Below are 24,356 nucleotides of genomic sequence, written 5' to 3' on the forward strand. Positions count from 1 at the left end.
GGCAGAACCGCATCATCACTCCCGAATATCGGATCCCAGATACTCGAAGGTCGCTTGATCGAAGTACATGACGATCGGCCCGAGAAGCGCATCGGCCGTTGTCGGGAAAGTGACCTGGAAGACAGGCCGCGCATCGCCCGTGGATTTCATGGCTTTACGGGAAGCTGTGATCGGCATATTCGCTACCTTCGCTTCCTTCCAATTGCCGATGATCGTGCGCTGCTCGGCGGCAGGCAGCCGGTTCCAAGCAATTTCACGGGCCTTGGCGGCTCCTTCCAGGAAGATCGTATCCGCGTCGGGCAACGGCTTGGCCGGTGGTTTAGAGCCGTCGTGTCCGGAATGGATGCCGCTGGCCAAAGCCAGCCCGAGGAGCACGAATATCGGGAGCAGCAGGAGGAGACGGAAGCGGCGATTGTTCAACAGGTTCATCGAAACGCTCCTTTCAGCTTGCGGTTCTTTACTCCCTAGACGTCTTGGCGAACCGGATAGTTTCACCGTTCCTCCGTCCGATTCTCGGAATAGGCGGTTTGATGAACGAAGGGATGGAATATGCTAGTATGAAAGGAACATGAGGTATAAGGAGGGATTACGATGAACCCATTGCTGATTGATATTCCGACGCATTTCGAAACGGAGCGGCTGATGATCCGCGTCCCCCGTCCCGGCGACGGGCGCGTCGTATGCGAAGCGATGAAGGCTTCGCTGAAGGAGCTGCAGCCATGGCTGCCTTTTGCCCAGGAAGAGCCGACCGAAGAAGGCGTGGAGTCCAATCTGCGCTTGGCCTATGCCAGATTCGTGCAGCGGGAAGACATTCGGCTGCTTATCTTCGATAAGGCGAACGGCCAATTCATCGGCTCCTCCGGCCTGCACAATCCGAACTGGAACGTGCGGAAGTTCGAGATCGGCTATTGGATCGACACGCGCCACAGCGGCAAAGGCTACATGACGGAAGCGGTGCAGGGCATTACGGTATTCGCGTTCACGGAACTGATGGCGCGCAGGGTGGAGATTCGCGTGGACGCCTTGAACGAGCGAAGCCAGGCGATTCCGATGCGGCTGGGTTACTGGCATGAGGGAACGCTGCGCAATGAGGATCTGTCCGCGGACGGCACGCGGGTGCGGGATACGTATGTTTTTGCAATGATTCCATAGACGGAATACGGGGGGAGAGTCATGGGGGAGGAACATGCGAGACCGGTTGATTTCACTGGACCGGCGGAAAATACGAGCTTCATCATTCGATCGGCAGAGGCGGACGAAATTCCGATCGTGCATCGGATCATGCGGCAAGCCTTTGAACAATTCAGGGATCGGATCATCCCTCCTTCCGGTGCCCTGCTTGAAGAAATCGCCGATATCGAAGCTAAATTCAAGCGCGGCGGCGGAGCATTGCTGGCATGGCTTGGCGGCGAGGCTGTCGGTTCGGTGCAGATTGATTTTGCCGCGGATTATATGTATATCGGAAGGTTATCCGTGGTCGATAGCGCAAGAGGCCTGGGACTCGGAACGGCATTAATGGAAGCGGCGGAGCGGATCGCCGTCGGCCGTGGATATGTCGAAACGAGAATCGGTGTCCGATTGTCGGTGCCGAAGAATGTTCCGTTCTATCTGGGCATGGGTTACGAAGTGCTGGAGCACCGCGAATATCCGGCGCGTACGGACTCCTGGTACGTGATGCGCAAACGGCTGGAAGGAGCAGAACGATGAGCAGAAAACAGTTGATCCTGGATGCCGGGGGCGTAATCGTGACGAACTTGACCCCCGGTTTCTGGGAGATGATCAGCGATGCGGCGGGCCAGCCCTATGAAAGCATCAGGGAGGCGTATGGGGCCGAAATTCGCGATGGTTTATGGGACGGCAGCTTGCCGGAAGATGATTTCTGGCGCTGGCTGAACGCGGTTTGTCCGGCGCTGACGGAGCAGGAGGCCAAGGAACTGCTGCATCGGAATATGTCGCTGCTGCCGGCGTTTCAGTGCATTCCGGCATGGAGCGAGCTGGCGGACGTTCACATTCTGAGCAACCACCGCGCCGAATGGCTGGCTCCTTACTTGGAGGCGCTGCTGCCGCATCTGCGTCATGTCGTTATCTCCAGCGAGGCGGGCGCCGTCAAACCGTCCGCTGCGATTTTCGAACAGCTGCATCGGAAGCTGGACGGGAACGCGTCGATTCTGTACGTCGACGACCACCGGAACAACATTCACGCCGCCGAACGCGCTGGGTGGCAGGGACTGCTTGCGGACGAGCAAGGCGCATGGATCGGGCAAGTGAATCATTGGCTAGCGAATTGAAGAAGGAGTAGACGAACGATGCATGAACCCATACTGAGAGACGTAGAGATAAATAACCCCGATTTGCTGCAATTGATCGCAAGGCTGGATGCCTACTTATATGAGATCTACCCGCCGGAGGAAGTATTCGTCGTCGATTTGGACGACCCTCACTTGTCCGATATTCATTTCGTCGTCGCCTACGTGGACGGTAATCCCGTCGGCTGCGGCGCGATCAAGGAAATCGACGAGGCTTCCACGGAGCTGAAACGGTTCTACGTGGAGCCGGCATACCGCAATCAAGGCATTGCCGGGCGGCTTCTTCGTTATTTGGAAGAGAAGGCGCGTGGGCTCCGGTACGCCGAGATACGTTTGGAGACGGGGATTCCCCAGGTCGAAGCGGTCGCTTTTTACAAGAAAAACGGATACTCTTCCATCGAACCGTACGGCGAATATATCGGCTGCCCGTCGAGCTTATGTTTCGAGAAGCAGCTGTAAGGCTAGTATAGTTGAGGTAGACAGGGTACGACTTATATAGGGAGGTTATTTTATGGCAGGCATCGCCAAGAAATTAACGGATTTGATCGGCAATACGCCGATGCTGGAGCTCTCGAACTTCGGGGACAAGCAGCAGGCGCAGGCGAGCATCGTCGCCAAACTTGAATATTTCAATCCGGCCGGCAGCGTAAAAGATCGCATCGGCTACGCGATGATCAAGGATGCGGAGGAACGCGGGCTATTGAAGCCGGGGTCCGTTATCATTGAGCCGACGAGCGGCAATACGGGCGTGGGGCTTGCTTTTGCGGCTGCTGCGTTAGGTTACCGGCTGATTATCGTGCTGCCGGAGAGCTTCAGCATGGAGCGGCGGAAGCTGCTTACTGCGCTAGGAGCGGAACTGATTCTGACGCCGGCGATGGAAGGCATGGCAGGCGCGATCCAGAAAGCCGAGGAGCTTGCGGCCGAGATTCCGGACTCGTTCATTCCGCAGCAATTCGAGAACCCGGCCAATCCGGCTATTCACAAACAGACCACGGCGGAAGAAATTTGGCGGGACACGGAAGGCGCCGTCGATATTTTCGTCGCGGGCGTAGGCACGGGCGGCACGATCTCCGGCGTCGGCGAAGGCTTGAAGGCGAAGAAGCCTTCCGTCCAAATCGTCGCGGTCGAGCCGTTCGATTCGCAGGTGCTGGCCGGCGGACCGAAAGGCAGCCATGCGATCCAAGGCATTGGCGCGGGCTTCGTGCCGGGCAATTACAATCGCGAGGTGGTCGACGAGATTATTCCGGTCCATAACGAGGAAGCGATCGAAACGGCAAAGGCGCTGGCCAAGACGGAAGGCCTGCTCGTAGGCATCTCCTCGGGCGCTGCGGCGTTTGCCGCTGTGACCCTTGCGAAACGTCCGGGCAACGAAGGCAAAACGATCGTCGTGCTGCTGCCGGATACCGGCGAGCGGTATTTGTCCACCGCTTTGTTCGACTAAAGGATACTCCTTGAAGTTTCGCTGTAGTGGCCTCCGGCCGGATCGGGACTGCGCTCGCTGTTGTAATTCGGGTTTCCTCTTATTTGATAAGACATTTAGCGGTTGAAATCCGATTACAAAGGCGAGACTCCGTCTCCGTTCCGGCCTGCGGCCGAATTTGGCTCTCTTCGTCGTTCGGGCAGGTAAGGCATTGTGTCCCTGGATAACTTGTGGACACGCCTCCGCGCTTCGCTGTAGTGGCCTCCGGCCGGAAACGCTACTGCGCTCGCTGTTGTAATTCGGATTTCCTTCTATCGGATAAGACATTTAGCGGTAGAAATCCGATTACAAAGGCGAGACTTCGTCTCCGTTCCGGCCTGCGGCCGAATTTGGCTCTCTTCGTCGTTCGGGCAGGTAAGGCATTGTGTCCCTGGATAACTTGTGGACACGCCTCCGTGCTTCGCTGTAGTGGCCTCCGGCCGGAACGGGACTGCGCTCGCTGTTGTAATTCGGATTTTCTTCTATCGGATAAGACATTTAGCGGTAGAAATCCGATTACAAAGGCGAGACTCCGTCTCCGTTCCGGCCTGCGGCCAAATTTGGCTCTCTTCGTCGTTCGGGCAGGTAGGGCGTTGTGTCCCTGGATAACTTGTGGACACGCCTCCGTGCTTCGCTGTAGTGGCCTCCGGCCGGAAACGGGACTGCGCTCGCTGTTGTAATTCGGATTTCCTTCTATCGGATAAGACATTTAGCGGTAGAAATCCGATTACAAAGGCGAGACTTCGTCTCCGTTCCGGCCTGCGGCCAAATTTGGCTCTCTTCGTCGTTCGGGCAGGTAAGGCGTTGTGTCCCTGGATAACTTGTGGACACGCCTCCGCGCTTCGCTGGAGTGGCCTCCGGCCGGAAACGGGACTGCGCTCGCTGTTGTAATTCGGATTTTCTTCTATCGGATAAGACATTTAGCGGTAGAAATCCGATTACAAAGGCGAGACTCCGTCTCCGTTCCGGCCTGCGGCCTAATTTGGCTCTCTTCGTCGCTCGGGCAGGTAAGGCATTGTGTCCCTGGATAACTTGTGGACACGCCTCCGTGCTTCGCTGTAGTGGCCTCCGGCCGGAACGGGACTGCACGCTAACGAATCTAGGCAGCGTTATTCGCTCCTATTACTGACTTCTAGCATCGTAACGAATCCAGACGTCGCTATTTGGCGTATCTGCTCTGCTGAAGGGCCTTTTGTTCCCGAATAAGGGGTTTCAGATTCGTTACGTTTTTTACGGGGGTCATTTTGACTGTTTAAGGCGTGTGGAGTTCGTTAAGGTAGGCCTCTTCAGCCGATTGCGGCTCGTTTGGTCGCATTCCCATATTCGCCAGCCGCAGTTTCGCACAACGCGCTTGATCTTTTCCGGGAGAGGAGACACGTGCTTGCTGACTAATCTGTTGATCGTCTTCGCCATGACGACGATCATTCATACGGCGGAGACGCTTTCGTATGCCGTTCGGCTTGCTGGCGTGCGGCTTAATAAAATCGCGGTTGCCCTATCTTTGACGGGAATCATCGTGCTTGTCTCGCGGACGGCGAATATGGTTCAAGGGCCGATTGCGGCTAAATTCGTCGATTACGGGCGAACCCATGCGTCGTTTCCGATGCTTCATTATTTGCGCGTGACTTTGCTTGCCTCTTCGGTCGGCACGCTCATCGCCATTATCCTGTTTCCGACCTGCGTGAACCTCTTCGGCCGCATGATTTCGAAGCTGGAGATTGCCGGATCCGTGCCGAAAATGATTACGAGCGTGACCGTCGGCCAGCTCAAAAACACGCGGCATTACATTCGTTTGCCCCGGTTCAATCTCAGCCGATACCGGTACTTGGGGATATCGAAGACGTTCATGCTGCTCAGCATTCTCGTCACGTCCTTCTATACCGTCGGCGTGCTGGCGGCGCTGTACGCAGCTCACTTGTTTCCTCATGTCAGCACGACGGCCTCGCAAGCGTCCGGTATCATCAACGGCATCGCGACAATTTTGCTGACGATCTTCATCGATCCGCAGCTCGGCTTGATTACGGACAAGGCGCTCAGCAACGCGGAATACCGCACGAAGCTCGGGAAAATCTACGTGGTGCTCATGACGACGCGGTTTCTCGGCACGATGCTCGCGCAGCTGATTCTATTGCCGGCGGCGTATGTAATCGGTTATTTCGTTCAATTGATCTAGCTTGGCCGGCTGCTCTCCTGCAGAATAGCCACTTGTGAAAATGATCCGCTGCGCGCCTGTATCGTTGACGAGACGAACGGGCGATTGCCGGGATCATTTTTTTGTTCATCGGCACACGCTCGCAGCGGCAGGAAAAGCACGAAAAGCAGGAAAAGCCCGACTGCCGGAGGCAGCGGGCGTTATTTAGCTTGTTGGAGGATGCGGTAGCCAGACGTCTCGCTTGTACGGCTGAGTACGGCACATGGGGATCACCCCGGAAGCTGGGCGATCAGCGAATCCATCAGCAGCGCATAGTGCTGGTTGACGCTGTTGACTTCGCTTAGGATGGTATCGAAATGCTGGACGGTGCCCATCTGGGAATGGCGCCGGTAAAGCGTGAGCGGCTCGTTAATATAATGAAAGTCCACGCGCGACAAGAGCACGCGGATCCAGAAATCGTAGTCATGGGTGTACGGAAGTCCCGCGTTGAAGCCGCCGATGCCGTGGAACAGCTCTTTGGTCATCATGATCGTGCAGCCGTTGACCGGGCAGCCGTGGCGGAAGGCATGGATGAACGCTTTGGCCGAAGGATATTTTACCCCTGCGCCGTACTCCGTGATCGCGCCATGTTCGTTCATGACGTGAAAATCGGTATGGCTGATCCGCGCGCCCGTCTGCTCCATGTAAGCCACTTGCTTGGCGATCTTGTCGGAGAGAAACCGGTCGTCTGAGCTGAGCCAGGCGATGTATTTGCCGGAAGCCATGTTGAAGCCGTGATTCAAGGCGCTGCCGGTGCCGCCGTTCGCTTTGCCCACATAGTGGATGCGGGAGCGATAAGGCGCGAGGGCATTCTGATGCCGGGTAGAACCGTCGTCGACGACGATGATTTCCACGTTGGGATACGTTTGGTAGAGTGCGCTCACGATCGCTTGATCGACATAGTGATCGTTATAGAACGGTATAATGATCGATACTTTAGGCAGCATATCGTGCACCTCTTCGAAAAAGATTTCTCTAGATACTATATGCGGACAGGGCGAGTGCGACACGGACAGTTGATCCGGAGGCATAGGACCATCTTGCTCCGGTCAGCGATGCACCCCGATCGCGGCGAGGACATTGATGAAATCGGCGGCGTAGCGTCCGAACGAGAAATGCGTCCGTATATGCTGCTGCGCCTGCGAGCGGAGCTGTTCGGCAAGCGGGCGGTTGTCCAGCAGTTCCTTGGCTTCTTTCACGGCTTCCTCCGCGCTGCGGCTCATGAAAAACTTGCCCGTGCGGTTATGGTCGATGAAGCACCGGACGCCGTCGGAATCGGTGGACAGCACGGGGCATCGGCAGCTCATCGCCTCGGCGACGGCATAGCCGAAGCCTTCGGTAAAGGAAGTGGACAGCAGCATGCCGCCGGAGTCGCCGATGGCGGACAAATAGTAGGGCATATGGCTGTGCGGGATGTTGGAACGGACGACGAGACGGGTTTCGAGCCCCAGCTCCTTCACCATGGCGTGAAACTGCTCCCGTTCGCCGGGCCCGGAGATGAACGCGTCCTCGAACATCCAGCATTTCATGTTCGGCCGATCCGCTGCCAGCGCGGCGGCGATTCGGAGATAGAGCCGCCAGTTCTTGTTGTGCTCGAGCCGTCCGATCCAGCCGAGGATCGGATCGCCCGCCGGATTCAGCCATGGCGCGGCATGATGGCTGAACTGCTGCGTGTCGATCATATTTTGCACATAGAAACGCGGGAAGTTGCCGAGATAACGTTGGAACAGCTCCATCAAATGCGAAGTCGGCGGGCTGATGACGCCTTGCGCATTCGATCGAATAATGGTTGTCGCGAATGCGATTGTTCCGGTTGCGTCTTCTTTCGTGCCGAGGCCCTGGGCTTCATAGAGGATCGGACCGCGGTACCCGAGTCCGCGCACCCGCTGCAGCATGAAATGATCGCAAATGACAATCACGGCGTCATACTTGTTGGTTTGAAGAACGTTGATGATTTCAAGATCGTTGTTGGTCACGAAATGGGGAATGCCCGACATGTTCTGGACGCCCGCGCCGTTCCATAGGTAAAGAGCGTGCGACTCGATGCCGACAGCGCGCAAGGCATGGTAGCGCAGCCGGTTAAGCGTCTCGATTCCACCGCTCGGAATAAAGTACGTGAACAGCAGCTTCATAGCTTCTTCCTCCCGTTGGACACACTTACCGCTAGTTTATGTCAGGGGTCCTCAGCCCGATTGGGTACTTGTTCGCGATTCTTGTAAGACTCGCAATCCTCCTTGTGTTAAAATGGCGGTATTGGAAACATGACGGCGGATGGGAGCCGTTTTCTTCAGGCCGAAATCGAAACAGCGGGTGGCAGAGTACGCATTCGTCCATCGATTCGAAGAGAGGGGATTGAAGCGACATGGATATCAAGACAGCGTTACAGGCGATTAACGAAGCAGCGGCTAAACAGCCGGAGGGTATCGTGCATGCGCCGATTACCATGGCAGGCGTATTGGAGGAGGGGGCGCTCGCGAAAGTCGCTCCATTCATCCGGGAGCAAGGCTTTGCATCCGTCGTGCTTGTCGTCGACGAGAACACGTGGAACGCGGCCGGCGAACGATTGGCCGCATCGTTGAAACAGGCAGGAGTCGCGTTCGTCGTATGCCGTCTCAAGCCGAACGGACAAGGTGACGTCATCGCCGATGAGAAGACGATCGTGCAGGTGCTGCTGGAGTCGCCGCAGGAAGCGCAGGCCGTGCTTGCCGTCGGTTCGGGTACGATCAACGACGTCGTCCGCTTCGTCTGCTTCCAGACGGGACGCAGCTTTATCTCCGTTCCGACGGCGGCATCCGTCGACGGCTTCACGTCCGTCGGAGCGCCGATTATCGTGAACGGCTTCAAGCAGACGGTACCGGCCATCGCGCCCGCGGCGATCTTCGCCGATTTGACCGTGCTGGCGGCTGCGCCGCAGCGGCTGACGGCGGCGGGCTTCGCGGATATGCTGGGTAAATTCACCTCGCTGGCGGACTGGCGTTTCTCGCAGCAGATGGCAGGGGAACATTTCTGCCCGCTCGCGTACGAGCTCACGGAACGCGCGCTCCTGCAATGCGTGGAAGCCGTGGACGAGATCGCGACGGGGTCGCAGCGCGGCGTCGAAGTGTTGATGGAGGCGCTGCTGCTGTCCGGCTGGTCGATGCTGCTCGTCGGCCATTCGCGTCCGGCTTCGGGCGGCGAGCATCATTTGTCGCATCATTGGGAGATGGCGTACATCGCGGAAGGCCGCAGGCAGCTGCTGCACGGCGCCAAGGTCGGCGTCGCGTCCGTGCTGCTGGCGAAGCTGTACCGGGAACGGCTCGGCGAGGCGTATCCGGCTATTTTCGGCAAGCTGCCGGAGAGCGAGCAGCTGCGGGCATGGCTGCAGCGGGCCGGCGGACCGGCGGATCCCGGCGAGATCGGGTTGACGGAGGCGCTAATCGAGGAATCGATGCAAGAAGCGCATAAGCTGCGGGATCGCTACACCGGGTTGAAGCATCTGGTGCTGAACGGTTAAGAACGGGCAAGAGAGAGCCAATTAAGGAAGCATGGCAGCGCAAAAAACCAGCGGCAGTCCTGGATCGATTATTGAATCCCGGACTATCGCTGGTTTTTTTATTGTAGATGGATTATCGTCCGCAGCATGCAAATGAAATCTTTAAGGAATAGGCAGTCTGAAGGTCTCGCTTGGTGCATCTGCGTCCCCGCAGCCGGCAAGCGTATAGAACGTGCCGTACTCCGTCGTCTCTTCTTTGACCGATTTGCAGAACTCTAATCGCTTCATCGGGGATCCGTATGCATCATGCGTATTATCGAATTGATGCCTGATCGTCTTGCCGTCGAAACTCAGATTATCGAAGATGGGCCCGCCCTCGATCGTATATTGCACGATTTGAATGTCGTCTTTGGTGCCGGCATTCACGTTCTTCATGAACCGCGTCCAGACCTCCCAATTGTTGAACTGGTCATTGGCGATCACGAGGTCGCCATTCGCTGCAGCTTGCTTGGAATCGTATGGCATCTCCAAAATGAGCTTCATTAAATCATGCGTGGATTCGGTCGATAATCGGTATCCCGTGCCCGTGTCGGAGACTTCGGCATACATGCCGTGTTCGCTATTTTTGTTTAGCCACAGGTGGATTTCCCGGCGGTTGCCGTCCTGCTGAATGACGGCATCGTAATCCGGTTGAGCCACGTCGAGAACGCCTTCTATTTTCTGGGCGGTTTGGACCGCTTTGGTAAAGATATCGATCTGTTCCTGAGCAGTCACGATGCCGTAAGGAGCGGGATTGACGCTTCCGAAGCCAAGCGAGCGGCTTACGAACACTTGGTCCGCAGCGTTCGCTGCCGTGCTCTTGGGAAGCGGCACGGATTCATGAACGGTGTTGGATGGAGCCGGATGATCAGCATGTCCTTGTTCCGTCGCGCAGCCTGCCGCGCCAAGCAATAATGCGGCTCCAAGCATGATATGTAGAATACGAATGTAAATTCCCCCTTCACAAGTCTTTAACGCTGCGCTCCCTTGTAAAGTTGCGTAGCAAACTGCCAAGCCGGAGTGGACCTGACAAATAAAGACGCAGCCGCGCGTACATGATGTACGGCGACTGCGCCTTTGATTAAGCCTTTTACTGCGTTTCTATGGCGTCAGCTGTTCTACTCCAAATATTTCTCGATGAACGCAAGCGCGTTATCCGGTCGGGCGGAGTTGACGCGGACCCCTGCGATGTACTCTTTGCCGACGACGGGAAGTCCCTTCAGGAGCGGGCTGCCGGAGATATCGACGCCGTAGACATGCTCTTCGGGAACGTCTTCGGTCGTCGCCTTCAGTTGCAGCTCCGGTTTGTCGCCGGTGCCCAGCTTCGCGGCATTCGCGCCGTCGAGCGGAAGCAGCGAGCCTTCCGTGGCCAGCTTTCCGAAGTTCGATTTATCCAAGATATAGACGTCCGCCTTGTTCATCATCAGATCGATCATGCTCTTCTGGATGAGCGCGGAATCCTGTTCGCTCTTGATGTCGGTCGGCACGTACGTGAAGAAGGCTTGGACGCGCTTCCAGTTCGGGAACTGCGACAAGAAATTCGCTTCCAGCGGCTTCAAGTCGCTGACGGGGTAGCTGCCGTCCTGGCTGTAATACTCGCCGAAGAAGGAGACGCTTACATCAATGGGCGGAAGCTTCGCGAGTTCGGCCATTTTGTGGCGATGGTCGATATAGCCTTTCGTTCCGAAAATAATCACGAGAATGAGGGCAATGACGCCGAGCACATGGAATTTATAATAGCTGAAGAAATGGTCGACCTTCTGGGCGGAGCCGGCCATGCCTTTGTACTTGCCGTAAGCGGCGGCGTTGAACTCCTCCATCGTCTTCTTCTCTTCGTATTCCAGAATCAGCTTGTACGCTTTGTTGATGTCTTCCAAATTCATCGCATGCTCGTCCGTTTGTTCGGTCTCTTCGCGTTGACGGGTCGAGCGTTCGCGGCGAATCAATATGAAGTACCGTTTCTCCACTTCTTCCTTAGCCGCGCCTTCCGGCAGGCCGAGCAGCTCGTAAGCCTTCTTCAGTTCATCCATAACGGGGCTACCTTCGCTTTCATTAGGTTCGAATAGGTTCGTATACTCTCTAGTATACTGCCTTTGCCCCCAATCGACAAAATGTAAAAGAAACCGGCCTTCCGGCATGCGCCGAAAAACCGGTTTGGTCGTCGCTATTGTCGAACTTACAGCGACCAGCGAAGCAGCAGCGCCGACTCCGTCAAGCCTCCGCCGAAGCCGTACAAGAGCAAGGTGTCGCCGGATTTAATGCGGTCTTCCTTCAAGGCCAGATCGATCGCCAGCGGGATAGAAGCCGCCGACGTGTTGCCGTATTCCCGCACGCTCGTCAGCGTCCGTTCAAGCGGAATGCCGGTCCGTTCGCAGACGGATTCGACGATGCGCATGTTGGCGCTGTGCGGCACGAACCAGCTGATGTCTTCAAACGTCAGGCTGTTCTGCTCCATCAACGTCTGGATTCCTTTGGTTACCGAGGTTACGGCCCAAGCGTATACCTGCCGGCCATTCTGGACGATTTTCCCGTTCGTCTGGATCGGAACCCCGTCGATTGCCGAGGCTAGCGACGAACGGTACAAGTGCTGGCCGTCACTGCCCTTTGTTTTGTTATACGAAGCGAGGAAGGCTCCGTCCTCGCGGCGTTCCACGAGCATCGCCCCGGCGCCGTCGCCGAACAGGATGCAGGTGGTGCGGTCGGTATAATCCGTCGCCTTGGACAGCGTCTCGGCGCCGATGACGAGAATTTTATGATAAACGCCAGACAGCAGCAGGCCGTTGGCGAGCTGGAGGGCGGAGACGAAGCCTGCGCAGGCGGCTTGAATGTCGGCTGCGCCGCAGGAGGCGATGCCGAATTCGGCCTGCACCCGCGCGGCCATGCTCGGGAAGAACGTATCCGGCGTCGTCGTCGCGACGAGCACGTAATCGACGTCTTCCAGCACGGCTCCGTACCGCAGCTGCAAGTCGCGCACCGCGCCGAAGCACATGTCGCTGCAGAATTGATCTTCCGCCGCGATCCGCCGTTCCTTAATGCCCGTCCGCTGGAAAATCCATTCATCCGACGTTTCCACCATTTGTTCCAAATCGTTATTCGTCAAGACTCGCTCGGGTACGTAAGCGCCGAAAGCGGTGATGGCCGCCACTGAACGTAAAGGATGCTGCAGCATCAACATCAACTCCTTAGTAACAGGTTTTAAGACCAGGTCTTAATTTATTAATAACAATGTACTCCTTTATTTCATTCCTGTCTATAGGAGCGTTGTCATGATTAAATGAAAGATTCAAGAATTTCGGGCAGTATATTTTCAAGTATTCATAGAGTATTCAGAAAATGTATTAATATACGTTTGGGGACAATTCCTTACTTGTCCAAATCATGGACATGCAATCGACTCCCGGCCGGTCTGACTGCTTTCGGCATCTTAATAACAAAAAGGCATAAGCCCCGTACAATACAGGACTCATGCCTTGAAGCATATTGCGTTTAACTATTTCGGGTCAGTTCAGGTTGAGGAGAATGTAGAACTTTTGCAGGTCATTTGAGGTTATAGATCCTGTAAAGGAATACGGCAGCTTCCGCTCTTGTCGTGTTGGCTTGCGGTTTGATCAAATCGCCGTCGCCTTCAATCAAGCCTTCCTTCAATAATGCAGCCACGCTGTCCGCGGCATAGGCCGCAACCTGGGATCCGTCCGCAAATTTGTTCAAATCCGCCGCCGAGCCATGTTGGCTGATTTGGTTGAGGCTTCTTAACGCCTTCTCGGTCAGCGTCATCATTTCCTGCCTCGATATCGAAGCTTCGGGATTGAAGCTGTTGTCGCCGACTCCCGTAGCAATTCCCAGCTTCTTGGCGATGCCGATTTCCTTATAGAAGTACGCTTCAGGATTAACGTCAACAAAGTTGTCCGTGAAGTCCGCCGATAATCCCAGCGTCCTGACCAGCAGAACCAGATAATCCGCTCTCGTAATACGGGCGGCAGGAGAGAAGGTTTGCGCCGATGTGCCGTTGATGACGCCCTTGGAGGCCAGTACTTCGATCTGTTTCTTCGCCCAGCCGTAATTGCCGATGTCTGCAAAGGTCTTGTTCACGAAGACCACCGCATATTCGCTGAAGTGGGTGGTGCTAAAGGTCACCATACCCGTTGCTGCGTCGTATTTGCCGCTTGGAATGGATACGGCCTTGCCGGAATTGTCGATATACCAGATCGTGATGTGTTCCGGGTCTTTCAACTCTTCCGCCGTTGGTGCATAAGGAATGCCGACCGTCACGGGGGCGCTGTCGTTACGCCATGCCGTCTGTTTGCCATCCAACAATAGACGTAGCTCAATAACGGGTTTGTCGCCTATTTGTGCCTGAATATCCGCGGCGAGCGTACTCTTGTCTCCGGCAGCAATGATCAGGGAGACATTCTGCGCGTCGGCTGGAGCTTCGGCAGTTAGCATATTCTCCGGAACCGTCACCGTCGCGATGTCGGTCTTGATGTTAATCGCTTGAGCTGAATCCCCCGCGGTTAAGAGGCTTGCAGGCATGGTTAGCTGATAAGCTTTTGCTCCGTCCGATTTAGGGACTTGAACTTCGACCGTTTTCACGCCGTCCCCGTTCGCGGCCGCTTTCTCGAATGCGCCGGCCACGGCAGCCGCGGTGATTTGAACCGATGCCGTCCCCGTACTGCTGTCCAATGCTGGCTTGTCCGTTACGATTACATTGCCGTTGGACGCATCATTTGAGCCTGAGGAGCCGCCATTCGCCGGTGGAGTTCCGCCGCCAGTATTGTTGGTATTGCCATTGTCGATCGGCAAGTAAGTGAAGCTGTCGCCCGCAACAGCAGCGCTTGTACCGGCCGGCGTTGTTATGGTCACATCCACCTTGCCGCTTCCGGCAGGAGAGATAGCCGTAATGGACGTATCGCTGTTGACGGTATAAGAGGCTGCCGCCTTGGTGCCGAACATCACGCCCGTGGCGCCGGTGAACCCCGTACCGCTGATCGTTACCGATGTACCTCCCGTTACCGGACCGCTGGCCGGGCTGATACCCGTGACGGCCGGAAGCGTTATTTCACTGCCGTCGTCGTTCGACAAGTAAGTGAAGCTGTCGCCCGTGACAGTAGCGCTTGTACCGGCCGGCGTAGTTACGGTCACATCCACTTTGCCGCTTCCGGCAGGAGAGTTTGCCGTAATGGACGTATCGCTGTTGACGGTATAAGAGGTTGCCGCGTTAGCGCCGAACATCACGCCCGTGGCGCCGGTGAACCCCGTACCGCTGATCGTTACCGACGTGCCTCCCGTTACCGGACCGCTGGCCGGGCTGATACCCGTGACGGCCGGAAGCGTTATTTCACTGCCATCGTCGTTTGACAAGTAAGTGAAGCTGTCGCCCGTGACAGCAGCGCTTGTACCGGCCGGCGTAGTTACGGTCACATCCACTTTGCCGCTTCCGACAGGAGAGGTTGCCGTAATGGACGTATCGCTGTTGACGGTATAAGAGGTTGCCTCGTTAGCGCCGAACATCACGCCCGTGGCGCCGGTGAATCCCGTACCGCTGATTGTTACCGACGTGCCTCCCGTTACCGGACCGCTGGCCGGGCTAATGCCCGTGACGGCCGGAACCGTTACTGCGGAGACATAATCGAACGCGACCTGATTCAGGAAGATACCCCAATTTTGGGCCGGATACGGGTATACGACCTTCAGGTATTCGATGCCGCTTGGCATCGCGACGGACGTGTTCGTGTAATAGTGATGATTGCTCTTGTAGTCGGCTACGTTCGTCGTAATGACGCTGATCGGCTCATAGGTTTGACCGTCCGTCGATCCGTAGAAGGTAAACTGGGACTTGTTCTTATCTGCAGCCGAGTCGTTGATCGTCGTTGCGACGTTGAAGGAAGTTATATCTCCGTCGGGCGACTTGTAAACGGCATACGTAGATGCATCGGTCGTATTCGCCGAAGGATTAAACCTTCCGGAGTCATGGTCGCCAATAGCTGTTACGTTGCCAGCATCATCCGTAGCATCCGCGCCTTCCCAACCGCCGAAGAAAATGGTGTTCGACAGGCCTCCTACGGGATGCCCCTCGCCATCAAGCACCAAATCTCCATTGTCGTCTACTTCTTTGCCGGTAAAGTCATACAGCTTCGTGAAATCATCGGCATTGTCGATGAAGGTATGGATATTCGCAGGCTTCGGAGCGTATTGGAAGGAGACGCCGCCGATATAAGCCTGGTCGTGATTGATGCCTTCCTGTTCATTGATGACCGTGGTCGGAGACGGGAATACAATTTTCAAATACCTGACCTTCAGATTCTCGACCAATGGCGTCAAATTGGAACTCCAGAAAGGCCTGCCTTGGGCATCCACGCCTTGGGCGTCAGGGCTGTTGATGAAGACGATCGGCTGGTAGTTCACGCCGTCGACCGAGCCCAGAACCTGAAAGTTCGACTGCGACGCGAAGTCGCCGAATAGGCCGATATTAATAGTGAACGAATAGATATCGCCTTCGGGCGACTTATAGGTGACATATTCCGTCGGAGTCTTGAGTCCGTCGGTCGTTTGAATGAACTTTGCGGCGTGATCGCCCTCGAAATACGTTTGATTGATCGCTTCGATATGCGAAGATTTATCGTTTACCATAGTGAGGTCAGCGGCCTCGTCCGTAAAGTCCTTAAGATCCGCCGGTACTTCCACGGTAGGCGTATCGGTCTGCTCCTTGATCGAGATGCCGTGAAGCACCAGGTTGCCGAAGGAGGCCGCATCGGTTAGCGCGGAATCGCTGCCGTTCCATCTCAATCGAGCTGCGCTTCCGGCTCCGTCATCGTCGTTATTGACGATTTCCACCGGGATGCTCCAATCCCTGGTCGGCGTCAAATCAAGGTCGCTCCAAGGGATTTCCAGTTCAACGGAATAGCCGTCCGCCGTTTTGAACTGGTGGTATTGAATGCCTGTAAGATCTCCGCCGGAGGGAAGGGTTTGATTGTCATAGCCCGCTGCTACTTGGTGAATAGCGCCCGTTGCATCGGGGAGATACAGTTCGACACCGTCGTTGCTTTGTAGATTCGAATCTTTGACATCCACGCCGACATAGAGGTTGGCGTCGTCGCTCAAGGCGCCGAACGTAACGGCATTATCCGAATGCCCTGCCGCAGGATTGGATACCGCGTTGTTCAATGCCCATGAAGGTTCATTCAGGTTTCCGTCGACCGTAATAAATGCCTGAGGACCTTCGGCTACTGCGGTCTTTGCCCCGTTGCCGAGATACAAGGTGCCGAATTTCGAAGCATCCTTGTAGTTGTCCCCCGTACCGTTCCACATAAGAACGCTATCTCGGCCGGAGCCGCCGTTATCGTTATCGTTGTTGCCGATATCGAAGCCGATGGACGTACCCGCGGCAGGCTTCGTAATGCCGACAGACGACCAAGGGATTTGAAATTCCATTTCATAGCCGCCGTCAATAGCGGACTGCGCCGTCTTCTTGGCTATACCGGCTCCAACGCCTAATTCCGAATCGCTGTAACCGAACGTAAGCTGATGATCGTTCTTATCGTAAGTAGCCGCTTTCGAATTGCTGCCGTCGAGATAAACTTCGACCGAGTCATCCTGCCACACATCGTGAGCGGCGTTCCTTTGAAGGCTTCCGTCCAGTACTTTGACGCCCACATAGAGATTGTCGTCATCCCACATCGTGCCGAAGGTCGTGTCGTTATCGGACATGCCGGAGATCATCTTGCCGACCTGGTTGTTGATGACCCAGCCTTCGTTAGGATCCAATATGCCATCCACGTCAGGAGCGGTGGACGTCTTAGGGGATTCGGCCAAACCGGAAGCGATTACGCCGTCCTTCGCCGGCGTGCAGTCAATCGTGATGGCTTTGGTCGTGACGTTTCCGGCCCTGTCCGTCGCGGTAACCGTGATCGTGTTCGGTCCTTCGACGACAGGCACGACCTGGCTGAACGTTTGATCGGGATTGACCGTTACGGATGAACCGTTGATCGTAACGGCGGCTGTTTCCGACACGCTGCCTTTCAAGACGTAGACCAATCTTGAAGCAGTCGTTGCGGAAGTCACGGTGATGTCCGGAGCTGCCTGATCCAAATTGACATGAAGGATCGCCGGCGCTGCGTCATGGCCTTTCCCATCCGCAGCATTCACGGTAAAGGTGTTCTCGCCGTCATGAAGCGTTACCGTCGATTGGAACGCATACGCATCTGGACTGACAGAAACCGGATCATCGTTGATGGTTACAATTCCGTCGGACGCGTTGATGAAACCCGATACCGTATAGTCGGCATTGTTTGTATAACCGTCCGTCTGATCCAATGAGATCCCGATATAGTCAGGGTCATATCGGAGCGCAAGCGCGTTTTGGACCGTCTCGGTATTGCCCAATTGATCCGTCGCGGTCGTACTGATCGTATTCATCCCGGGCGACAAGGTCACCGTTGCCGAGAAATCGGTATCGTGCTGATCGACCGCAACCGAAGACCCGTTGACGCTCAGTTCGATCGTTCCTGCCTCGTCAAGATGGCCGGACAGTTCGTACTGCTCATCTCTTACGGCGTGAGTCGCGTCCATTGCATCGGAGCTGCCTGGCTGATCGAAGGTTACCGTAGGTGCAGCCGTATCCGCGTCGCTAGTGACGACTACAGTTACGCTGAAGGGGGCGAGCGAAACCATGGAGATTTTGCCATTCGCGATATTCTTCTGTTGCGCCAGATTCATCGGCTTGTCCGTATCTTTGGTTGACGTCTGATACACTTTTGCCGAAGTCCCCGTCAGACCGCTTACGTTCGTAAGCCTGGCCGTGTTCGTCGGGTTGGTTAAGACGACGACCGTTTTGTCCCCGTTCACGAACGCGACCTTGTCTTCGACGTTTTTTTGGTTGCTTTCCGCAACCGTAAGGGCAGGGTCATTCGAAGTCACCGTTCTAACCTTGGAACCGGCGGGAACATTGGTGAATACTTTTTGCAAAATATAATAGAGCGGCGATTTCCGTACATAATCCTTGCCCGGCGTGCCTACGGTCAGGCCGGAATCGTCGGTGCCGTGATCCGTCAATGCGTTGACATTGGAGAAATTCGTTCCTCCGCCCGTACCGTCCCAATACATCCAGTAGTTGTTCTTCATGGCGGACATGTCGTTCGAGAACCGCTGCATCGTATAGACGGCCATTTCAAGCGGATCGTTCGCTTCGCCGTCGCCGAGATCGATCGGGCAGTATTCGGTCATCAGCTTGTCCTTCTCCGGGTATTTATCCGTCGCGCGTACCCAGGACATGATATCCGTGCCACCCCAGTCGTACGAATGCGTGGAGAAAGCTCCGATTGCATGATCGAGCTCGGGATCTTTGGCCAGATCGGAGAAATCCTCGCCAAGGAATTGCGTGGAGGAGAAATAACCGTCCTCGGGTCCGAGCAGCGTTACGGCCGACACGTCAGTGGCGGTACCTTGCGTAGCATCCAATGCCGCTCTGACCTTCTTCACTACGCGCTGATACTGCTGAGGGGTATAATAGGCCGCATCGTAATCGGCCATCGTCCATGGCTCGTTCTGAATCGCGAAGAATTGGGGAAGAGGCAATCCTTTGCTTTGAATATACTTCATCATGTTCACGATATATTTCGCATACGTGTCCTCTTTGTCCACCCGAAGCGTAACGACGCCGCCATTGCCGTCTTTGTCGCCGGCGATCGGGAGGGTTTTCATGCCGACCGGCGGACTCCATACCGACATTTCGTAGGGCAGGTTCTTAGCGGCAAGCGCTTGAATCAGTTGGCATTTCTCGTCCATGTATTTGACATTCAAATTGCCTGCCCCGTCGCCGAGCATGATGTTGACGGGTACCCGGTCGATCGTAATGCCAAGACCCGGATCGGGATCGCCGTTGTTATTAACGCCGCCGAATACGGCGTTGAATTCCGCCTTGTGTTCCGCTGAAGTGATCGCCCCGCCCCAGTAGGAATAGTCGTCGCCTCCGTTGATTCCCCAGCCTTTGACGGTCTGTTGGTCCTGGGCAGAAATTACGGCATCATAGACCTCCGGTGCCGATGCGCTGGCGATTCGCGGCGTATAGCCGTACGACAGCAGGATAGCGGCGCACGAGATCACGCCGGTCACCTTTCTTAATGTCTTTCTTCTCATTCATGATCACCTTTCTGTTGTGAATTGTCCGGTGCGGATGCGCGCAACCGGCATTTAGCAATGAAGCATAGAGGGCCTTTCGACTAGAATGATTTCAACTTGATTGTATTCGCTTTCAAGAAGGGGTTTAATAAAAGAAACTATGATAACATTTAAATTTCTATCGGAAATCGGATGGAGATGAGGATTGTGCTTGTAGAATACGGCATTGGGGAGTCATTAAGGACAGGTCTGTATACTTGTTGTCCGCATGAATCAGTTGCAGGAGGGAAATCGATGATTGAAAAGTTAGGCTTTACAGCCAATGACCGATTGCTAATTATCAATGCAGACGATTTCGGAATAACGAAGGGAACTAACGAAGCGATTATTAATTTGTTTGAAGATAACGCTATAACCTCCGCATCGATTATGATTCCTTGCTCAGATTCAAAGGAAGCTATGGAGATAAGCAAGCAAAAAGGCATAAAGAATATTGGAATTCATCTTACACTAACAAGTGGTGAGTTGAGTCCTTATACACCGGCGTTCAATAAAAGGACATTGAATAGTTTAATCGCAGCAGATGGAAAATTTCACGCTGATGTTGCTTTACTAGAGAGAAATGCCGACGAGGATGAGGTTCGAATGGAAATGGAGGCTCAGATTCAAAGTGCAATCGTTAATGGCATTGATCCAACCCATCTCGACAGCCATGCGGGGAGCGTTATGGGATTATTCACAGGTCGCGATTTTTTAGAAATGGCATTTGACTTATGTGAAAAATATTGCCTCCCATTTAATTTACCTAACAGGATCGTAGAACAGCCTTTTTTTAATATCGATCAACGGAGGTTGTTTCAAAAAAGGATCGCTTCGGCAAAAGATAGAAAAATCGCATTAATTGATGATATAGTTTCTCTTCCGTATTGCTTGAATCCCGGAATAGCGTACAGCAAAATGAAGAATCAATTAGCCGAACTGTTAAGGAACATAAGACCTGGAATAACCCAACTGACTCTACATCCGTCTAAAATAACCGACCAGTTAAAAGCAATAACGAGCTGTTATACAGAAAGGGAAATGGAATATCGTCTGCTTAAGGATATCGATATGAAGCAATTAATGAACAGTGAGCGGATTAATCTTATATCGTGGAAAGAACTACGAGATTTACAAAGAAGCATGTAGAACGATGAGCGTAAATGACCGCTTTTTAGCTTGATTTAAACAAATTGACGTGCCGATTGGCACGTCAATATGCTTGTCTTGTATTCCTTCTGCACGAAACAGAGCTACTCATTCAGATACAGCGAACGATGCTTTTGCGGATGCATGCCGGCGTATTTCTTGAACACGGTGCTGAAATAAGTCGCGTTCTCGAAGCCGACCATTTCGCTGACCTCCAGTATTTTCAGATCCGGAGATTTCAGCAGCTCCATAGCTGCTTCCATGCGCACTTTCGTAATATACTCGGTAATGCTCTCCCCCGTTTCTTGCTTGAAGATCAAGCTGATGTAGTTCGGCGATAGATAAACTTCTTCCGCAAGCTTCGTCAGGGAAATATGATTCATGTAGGTTTGTTCGATGATCGTCTTGATTTTGTGAATGGTCCGCGCATTTTTCTGGGAATGCTTCAGGGCGAAATGCGCGGTCAGCTTGCCGAAGAAGGCAAGCATAACCTCCTGCAGCTCCGCTGCTTCCCGCTTGCCGTAAATATCGTGGAACACGGAGGAATAATCCGGAACGATATGCCGGATGTTCTCGTCGAGCTCGAGCACGGCTTTGCCCGCCACGTTGACAAGCTCGGCGCAGACGCTCTGGACGTATCCGACAGGCAAGCGCCTATTGTCGCACAGCGTATTGAAGATGAACCGGATTTTGGCTGCTGCCTGTTCCGAATCGCCGAGTTTGATGAGCCGGAGCAGATCCTGCTCCGCGTCGAAGAGCTGAGGGAACTCCACGGACCGGTCGTCCGATTGAAAATCCCCGATCGACAGTACCGAATTTTTCCCCGTGTAGAACCGGTATTTGATGGCCGCCAGCGCCTCCTGATAGGAGTTGTAAATATCGGTGGCATTCCGTACGGGATTCCCGATTCCGCACGAAGAGGGCAGCTGCAGGAAGGAATGCACGCATTGAATCATCTCCCGGCAGACGTTCATTGGGCTGCGATCATCGCGCGCTGCGCTGCTGAACAGAATGACGTGCTCGTTTTCATTCATGAAGAAGGTGACGCAGCTCCCGCTTCGGGACACGATCTCCTCCAGCAAATTGTTGACCGAGAAGCTGAGCAGCTGTTTATTCGTTCCGCTGTAGCGTTCGACGGCTTTCTCGTAATCGTCGATTTGGAGCACGGCAGCCGTCCATGGTCCTTCCGTCGTGAACGGCAAAGCGAAGTAAGTCATCTTCTGCCGTACGCTTTCCTCGTCCTTCATCATGCCAAGCGTTAATTGCGTCAGAAATTTCTCGCGAAGCACGGGCATATTCTGATGCAGCTGCTGCTGCAGCTGTTCGGTCTGCGCTTCCCGGCCGCGCTCGGCGAGGATGGAAGCAACGACCTTGCGGAGCGTCTGCTGCAGCTCGGCGATCTTGATCGGCTTCAGAATGTAACCGTCCGCGTTCAGGCTCAGCGCTGTCTTCGCGTAATTGAAATCTTCCGCGCCGCTTATGATAATGAGCCGAACGGGATTGCCCAGCTCTCTCAATTTGATCGCGGCTTCCAGCCCGTCCATCAGGGGCATGCGGATATCCGTCAGAAGGATATCGGGCTTCAGTTCGCGGCATCGCTCAACCGCTTCTTGGCCGTCCGCGGCATCCCCGATCACCTGAATGCCGAGCTCCTCCCAACGAACGACTTCCTTCAACCCTTCCCGCACGTTGTATTCGTCGTCAGCGATAATCATCGTTAGCATGGTCCTCTTCATCCTCCCAGGTTGTAACGGCCGGAATCGTCACGACGACGATAAGGCCTTGTCCGTCCCTTGCGTAATAACGAATGCCCGCCTCGTTGCCGAATAACTGCTTAAGCCGCTGATTGACGTTTACCGTTCCGAAGGATTTATTCGTCCCGCTATTGTCGTCCAACATGGCGTTCAGCGCATTTACATCGGCGCCGATACCGTCATCGGCGATTTCGACATGTATCCACGCCCCGTTCATGCGTGCCCGGATATCGATGCAGCCTCTGCCGTGGCGCTTCTCTATGCCATGGATGATGGCGTTTTCAACTAGCGGCTGCAAAATCAGCTTCACCGTGTAATGACCGTAAACTTCCGGTTCGATCTGAAGCGAGTAGTCGAGCCGATCCTTGAATCGGAATTTCTGAATCGACAAGTAGCTCTCGACTTGGCGAATCTCTTCTTCGATCAGGATGATGCTTCTTCCTTTGCTGAGGCTGTACCGGAAAAAGTCGGACAGGCTCGTCACCATGTGACTGATGTCGGGCACGTCATGACGGAGCGCGATCCAGTTAATCGAGTCGAGCGTATTGTACAGAAAATGCGGGTTAATCTGCGATTGGAGCGCTTTAAGCTCGGCTTCCTTCTTCTTGACTTCGCTGACGTACAATTTATTGATCAGTTCTTTGATCTGCATTATCATTTTATTGTATTGACTAAACAAATAGGTAAACTCGTCTTTACGCGCGTATTGGATCTGAATGTCGAAATTTCCTTCTTGCGCGTAGGACATCGACTTAATGAACTTGCGGATCGGATTCGTAATATTGTTCGACAGCACGAGCGCGATTCCGAAAGCCAGCGCCATGCATAGGGCAAGCACCGCGTACATCGCCCGCCGGAACGAGATCAGCTTGCCGTTCAGGTCGCTGGTCGGAGAGATGGAGACGGCCGTCCAGCCCAGCGAGTCGATCCGCCGGAAGGAGACGAGCTCGGACAGTCCGCCGATGCGTTCGCCGAACGAGCCGATGTTGCTCTGGCTGTTCATTAACTTTTTGATATAGGGCGAATCCGCCATGCTCTCGCTGACTAACGACAGGTCCGGGCTCACGATGACGTTCGCTTGGCTGTCGATGATGAAGACGGAACTATGGACGGAAGGTTTCAACTGGTCCAGCATGCTGTTGAAGTCGTTAATATCCGCGTCGATCGTCAACAGGCCGACATAGGGAATAGCGACGTTCTTCAATCCGAACAGACGCTTGGCGAGCTTGATCGTGTAGACCGTGCCGGAGGACGTAGTATTGATTTGCAATCCGATAACGGAATAACGGGCTTTGGGCGGCAAGTCGGTGTACCATTGCTTCGTTTCGATTTCGCTGATCGTGGATACGTTGCGAGAGAAATTATACTGAAAGTATTCGGGTCTGTTCAACATGTACAGCTTCGGCACGAATTGGGCATTGGGGCCGTTGGGTTTCGCATAGCTGTCGAGAATTTTGTTCAAATTGGCCAGTTCGTTCACGAAGCCGATTTGGTCGGACGGAGGGTCCGCCGACAAAATATCGATCATGTCCGGATTCAGATAGATGGAGTTCGCCACGTCGCCCATTTCGTCGAACTTTTTGTTGATGACGATTTCCGTCATCGTTAAGTTTTTCTGTATGGAGGCGTTGATGTTGTTCGTGATCGTCTGGTACGACTCGTTGTAGATGGTCAGAGAAATAATCGAAGTCGGCAGGATAACCAGAACCAGGAAGTAGAGCAGCAATCGGTACTTCAGGTTGACGTTCGGCATTAAGGATTCGAGCTTCCGGAGCATGGCTGCAGCCTTCCTTTCGATGCTGGAGAAGACAATTGCGGAATGATTCGTATTTTT

Annotated in this window: 17 protein-coding genes; 8 read left to right on the top strand and 9 right to left on the bottom strand. The window is 54.5% G+C overall.

Features of this window, described 5'->3' with window-relative positions; genetic code table 11:
* Positions 1-15: 15 nt before the first annotated feature.
* Positions 16-429 (bottom strand): hypothetical protein, encoded by a 414-nt coding sequence (locus tag GZH47_RS23270; RefSeq protein ID WP_162643417.1) that lies wholly within the window; start codon positions 427-429, stop codon positions 16-18.
* 162 nt (positions 430-591) lie between these two features.
* Between GZH47_RS23270 and GZH47_RS23275 the strand changes: the two genes are divergently transcribed.
* The 6 genes from GZH47_RS23275 (at position 592) to GZH47_RS23300 (ending at position 5,938) form a co-directional block, all read left to right on the top strand.
* A complete protein-coding gene (locus GZH47_RS23275) occupies positions 592-1,152 on the top strand; it encodes a GNAT family N-acetyltransferase (RefSeq protein WP_162643418.1) in 561 nt (186 codons plus the stop codon).
* A gap of 21 nt (positions 1,153-1,173) precedes the next feature.
* Entirely contained in the window at positions 1,174-1,707 is a 534-nt protein-coding gene (locus GZH47_RS23280; protein WP_162643419.1) for a GNAT family N-acetyltransferase, read from the top strand.
* Positions 1,704-2,288, top strand: a complete 585-nt coding sequence (locus GZH47_RS23285) for an HAD family hydrolase (RefSeq protein ID WP_162643420.1) — start codon at positions 1,704-1,706, stop codon at positions 2,286-2,288. The genes GZH47_RS23280 and GZH47_RS23285 overlap by 4 nt, the downstream gene beginning before the upstream one ends.
* A gap of 18 nt (positions 2,289-2,306) precedes the next feature.
* Positions 2,307-2,765, top strand: coding sequence for a GNAT family N-acetyltransferase (locus tag GZH47_RS23290; protein WP_162643421.1), 459 nt, complete (start codon positions 2,307-2,309; stop codon positions 2,763-2,765).
* A 52-nt stretch (positions 2,766-2,817) separates the two neighbouring features.
* Positions 2,818-3,747, top strand: coding sequence for a cysteine synthase A (gene cysK / locus GZH47_RS23295; protein ID WP_162643422.1), 930 nt, complete (start codon positions 2,818-2,820; stop codon positions 3,745-3,747).
* 1,399 nt (positions 3,748-5,146) lie between these two features.
* The gene (locus GZH47_RS23300) at positions 5,147-5,938 is read left to right on the top strand and encodes a lipid II flippase Amj family protein (RefSeq protein WP_162643423.1); all 792 of its coding nucleotides are present in this window, start codon (positions 5,147-5,149) and stop codon (positions 5,936-5,938) included.
* A 248-nt stretch (positions 5,939-6,186) separates the two neighbouring features.
* Here GZH47_RS23300 and GZH47_RS23305 read toward each other — a convergent pair whose 3' ends face one another.
* Positions 6,187-6,903, bottom strand: a complete 717-nt coding sequence (locus tag GZH47_RS23305; RefSeq protein ID WP_162643424.1) for a glycosyltransferase — start codon at positions 6,901-6,903, stop codon at positions 6,187-6,189.
* A gap of 102 nt (positions 6,904-7,005) precedes the next feature.
* A complete protein-coding gene (locus GZH47_RS23310; RefSeq protein ID WP_162643425.1) occupies positions 7,006-8,088 on the bottom strand; it encodes a glycosyltransferase family 4 protein in 1,083 nt (360 codons plus the stop codon).
* 230 nt (positions 8,089-8,318) lie between these two features.
* Between GZH47_RS23310 and GZH47_RS23315 the strand changes: the two genes are divergently transcribed.
* On the top strand, positions 8,319-9,449 hold the full coding sequence (locus tag GZH47_RS23315; protein WP_162643426.1) for a sn-glycerol-1-phosphate dehydrogenase: 1,131 nt from the start codon (positions 8,319-8,321) through the stop codon (positions 9,447-9,449).
* A 141-nt stretch (positions 9,450-9,590) separates the two neighbouring features.
* Here the strand turns inward: GZH47_RS23315 and GZH47_RS23320 are convergent, their stop codons facing one another.
* From GZH47_RS23320 to GZH47_RS23335, 4 genes are all read right to left on the bottom strand, one after another.
* Positions 9,591-10,379, bottom strand: coding sequence for a DUF4362 domain-containing protein (locus tag GZH47_RS23320; protein WP_162643427.1), 789 nt, complete (start codon positions 10,377-10,379; stop codon positions 9,591-9,593).
* A gap of 206 nt (positions 10,380-10,585) precedes the next feature.
* Positions 10,586-11,497, bottom strand: a complete 912-nt coding sequence (locus GZH47_RS23325) for a J domain-containing protein (protein WP_162643428.1) — start codon at positions 11,495-11,497, stop codon at positions 10,586-10,588.
* Positions 11,498-11,643: 146 nt separating this feature from the next.
* Positions 11,644-12,636: a ketoacyl-ACP synthase III gene (locus tag GZH47_RS23330; protein WP_162643429.1), complete on the bottom strand. Its 993-nt coding sequence runs from the start codon at positions 12,634-12,636 to the stop codon at positions 11,644-11,646.
* Between the two features lie 368 nt (positions 12,637-13,004).
* Positions 13,005-19,598 (bottom strand): sugar-binding protein, encoded by a 6,594-nt coding sequence (locus GZH47_RS23335; RefSeq protein ID WP_162643430.1) that lies wholly within the window; start codon positions 19,596-19,598, stop codon positions 13,005-13,007.
* 276 nt (positions 19,599-19,874) lie between these two features.
* On the opposite strand from GZH47_RS23335, the gene GZH47_RS23340 reads away from it, so the two are divergent.
* Positions 19,875-20,768 carry a polysaccharide deacetylase family protein gene (locus GZH47_RS23340; protein WP_162643431.1) on the top strand — a complete coding sequence of 298 codons (894 nt, stop codon included), beginning with the start codon at positions 19,875-19,877 and terminating at the stop codon, positions 20,766-20,768.
* A 104-nt stretch (positions 20,769-20,872) separates the two neighbouring features.
* Here the strand turns inward: GZH47_RS23340 and GZH47_RS23345 are convergent, their stop codons facing one another.
* Both GZH47_RS23345 and GZH47_RS23350 read right to left on the bottom strand, forming a co-directional pair.
* On the bottom strand, positions 20,873-22,492 hold the full coding sequence (locus GZH47_RS23345; protein WP_162643432.1) for a response regulator: 1,620 nt from the start codon (positions 22,490-22,492) through the stop codon (positions 20,873-20,875).
* Positions 22,470-24,299, bottom strand: coding sequence for a sensor histidine kinase (locus GZH47_RS23350; protein ID WP_162643433.1), 1,830 nt, complete (start codon positions 24,297-24,299; stop codon positions 22,470-22,472). Before GZH47_RS23350 ends, GZH47_RS23345 begins: the two co-directional genes overlap by 23 nt.
* Between the last annotated feature and the right edge of the window lie 57 nt (positions 24,300-24,356).

Source organism: Paenibacillus rhizovicinus, assembly GCF_010365285.1.
GTDB lineage: Bacteria > Bacillota > Bacilli > Paenibacillales > Paenibacillaceae > Paenibacillus_Z > Paenibacillus_Z rhizovicinus.

Bases quoted from the DNA above. Each gene is read 5' to 3' on its own strand.
- GZH47_RS23275 (WP_162643418.1), top strand. From the start codon at position 592: ATGAACCCATTGCTGATTGATATTCCGACGCATTTCGAAACGGAGCGG.
- GZH47_RS23310 (WP_162643425.1), bottom strand. From the start codon at position 8,088: ATGAAGCTGCTGTTCACGTACTTTATTCCGAGCGGTGGAATCGAGACG.
- GZH47_RS23290 (WP_162643421.1), top strand. From the start codon at position 2,307: ATGCATGAACCCATACTGAGAGACGTAGAGATAAATAACCCCGATTTG.
- GZH47_RS23285 (WP_162643420.1), top strand. From the start codon at position 1,704: ATGAGCAGAAAACAGTTGATCCTGGATGCCGGGGGCGTAATCGTGACG.
- GZH47_RS23340 (WP_162643431.1), top strand. From the start codon at position 19,875: ATGATTGAAAAGTTAGGCTTTACAGCCAATGACCGATTGCTAATTATC.
- cysK (WP_162643422.1), top strand. From the start codon at position 2,818: ATGGCAGGCATCGCCAAGAAATTAACGGATTTGATCGGCAATACGCCG.
- GZH47_RS23280 (WP_162643419.1), top strand. From the start codon at position 1,174: ATGGGGGAGGAACATGCGAGACCGGTTGATTTCACTGGACCGGCGGAA.
- GZH47_RS23345 (WP_162643432.1), bottom strand. From the start codon at position 22,492: ATGCTAACGATGATTATCGCTGACGACGAATACAACGTGCGGGAAGGG.
- GZH47_RS23325 (WP_162643428.1), bottom strand. From the start codon at position 11,497: ATGGATGAACTGAAGAAGGCTTACGAGCTGCTCGGCCTGCCGGAAGGC.
- GZH47_RS23350 (WP_162643433.1), bottom strand. From the start codon at position 24,299: ATGCTCCGGAAGCTCGAATCCTTAATGCCGAACGTCAACCTGAAGTAC.
- GZH47_RS23335 (WP_162643430.1), bottom strand. From the start codon at position 19,598: ATGAGAAGAAAGACATTAAGAAAGGTGACCGGCGTGATCTCGTGCGCC.
- GZH47_RS23330 (WP_162643429.1), bottom strand. From the start codon at position 12,636: ATGCTGCAGCATCCTTTACGTTCAGTGGCGGCCATCACCGCTTTCGGC.
- GZH47_RS23270 (WP_162643417.1), bottom strand. From the start codon at position 429: ATGAACCTGTTGAACAATCGCCGCTTCCGTCTCCTCCTGCTGCTCCCG.
- GZH47_RS23315 (WP_162643426.1), top strand. From the start codon at position 8,319: ATGGATATCAAGACAGCGTTACAGGCGATTAACGAAGCAGCGGCTAAA.
- GZH47_RS23305 (WP_162643424.1), bottom strand. From the start codon at position 6,903: ATGCTGCCTAAAGTATCGATCATTATACCGTTCTATAACGATCACTAT.